Annotated in this window: 1 protein-coding gene and 1 pseudogene; both read right to left on the bottom strand. The window is 39.2% G+C overall.

The features are described 5' to 3' along the window. Positions 1–34 precede the first annotated feature (34 nt). Complete coding sequence (locus LC574_RS37100) at positions 35–745, bottom strand: choice-of-anchor K domain-containing protein (RefSeq protein ID WP_229458619.1); 711 nt, start codon at positions 743–745, stop codon at positions 35–37. Between the two features lie 670 nt (positions 746–1,415). Continuing rightward, positions 1,416–2,081 (bottom strand): annotated as a pseudogene (locus LC574_RS37105) (tetratricopeptide repeat protein); the annotation flags it as partial. Between the last annotated feature and the right edge of the window lie 55 nt (positions 2,082–2,136).

Consider the following 2,136-nt stretch of genomic DNA (forward strand, 5'->3'; position numbering starts at 1 on the left):
ATCAAGAATTCCCCACCAGGAATTGCAACCATTTCTAGAAGTACACCATTACCCAAACTTTCTCGGAAAAACTCGGTTCAGGTATAGTTTTGATTTTGGCATAAATAGCTGTTTTAGTTGTGCCTCCTTCAAGAGCCTTAATACTTATCTGGCCAACGTCTGGATTAAAACCAGTTAGTTCAAACGTGTATTTATTGCCTTCAAAGGTAAAAGTGGGATTATTCAAGTTTTCGTCTATAAATACAAAGTCTGCATTCTCTTCTTGAGAATTTGTTGCGCTATTAGGTGTATTTACTAGATGCAACTTCAAGTCAAAAACTTGACTGATTCCAACGGGAGCGCTAAAGGATACATTGAGATTTAAAGGTACATTTTCAACGCTTGTACCTTTAACTACCGTTCCATTAAAGTAAGTTAAATCAGCTATTTTGAATACAGAGTTAATGTCAGTTGAAAACGAATTTCCAGTCAAGGTAAGTTTATTTGAGCCTGTTATCGTACACCCAGTAGGATTTGGACTTGGTAGACACACATTAGCATCACCCCAAGTAAATGTGTTGTTTCCCACACCTGTGTATATGGGATTGGGATTGATATTGGTGCTTCCTGGAGTAGGTTCTTCCCATGTACCAGTAGAGATACCAGAAAAAGTTAGAGCATCTGCTTGGTCAGAGAAACCAAGTGCTATGGTCGCACCCACAAAAAAACTAGATATAGCAGTCGCAAAAACCAAACTTAGTTTCATAACTTAAGTATCCAAATCTCATTTTGGAGCTTTTTTAAACTATATCTCCAGTTTAATTAGGAAATTTACGTAAAATACGCCAATATTTTACTGGATTTATACATTAGTAAATACTATCAAAAACTTTATTAATTAAGTTAAGGTTATGAGTTGTCAAAAAATATTTTACCAATTTGTAATTAGTAAAACAGTAATTGCGATCGTTACCTTACTTGGTTCTTTGATGAATTGTCAAGTCAATAGAAAGTTTTTACACTCGCCGCGCTATTGAGACGAATGTGATTTCTTGGTCGAATTCAAGGATAACCAACCACAAGGGATAAAAAAGCGTATAATTCCAACCGAATCTTGACAATTTGAACAAGAGGTAAGGCAGCTCTTCGCAGGGAAGCTAGCGCAACAGGTAGGGTGGTCACTGAGTCTACGGTGAGCATCTCGGCTCCGCTCGATAGAACCGCAGTCGAACTGCGTAGCCGAAGTGTCGAATCCCAATTCTTGTCTATCCCCCTTGCTAAGAACTCCCCTGCCTCTTTTTCAAGGGTTTTTGGTATATGCTTTATAGCTCAATATGCTTGGGTTAAGCTCCAAATCCAATGCAAGAGACGTTGCAATTGCTAGTCTCTACATACCTAAAATCAATACCAAAAATCCTTAACCCAAGCGTATTGCTTTATAGCTTTGACAAAATCTCTGGCAACAACTGACTAGGAACTTTAGATAAAGCCAGATTTTGTCCCTGTATGCCTAATTCATTATGAAAAGCACGAATAGTTTTCACTATATAATTAAAGGTTGTTTGATAAGCCTCTGGCTGTTTGCTTAATCCGTTTAAGGCTTGCAAATGGTTGTCTAATGCTACTTCTAGGTGTTGAGAACGTGTTGCTTTGTCGCCATTAAACGACTTATCTATTACTAGCTGATAATGTGCCAGTCCCAGGTTATTATAAGAGGCAAGCAAATCAAAACTTAAAAGAGTACCGCTAAGTGAGTGAGCCAAAGCTATGGCCTCTTCATAAGCGCTGATACATAGTTGCAGATACTTTTGCCGTGCCTCTTTAGTTGTTTGAGATAGGTTTGCTAAATGCCAGTAGGCAGTACCGAGATTATTTTGTGTAGCAGCGCAGGCGCTGGGAACATTAGCTGGAGTGCGATACTTGAGAGCTTCAATGTAGACATCTATAGCTAGCTGGAGATTTTCGGCAGGTTGTTCGTATTGTGCTAGATTCCAACAGGCGGTGCCGATGTTGTTTTGAATCATGCCATACTTGAGCGGTTCCTGTTCGGGGTTGTAGTGTACAAGTGCTTCATTGTAAGCTGCGATCGCTTTCTTTAAATTTGCAGCATAACTTAATATATAGCGTTATTCGTGCTATGCGATCGCCCCTCACCAC

This window comes from Nostoc sp. CHAB 5715 (assembly GCF_020829685.1).
Lineage (GTDB): Bacteria > Cyanobacteriota > Cyanobacteriia > Cyanobacteriales > Nostocaceae > Nostoc.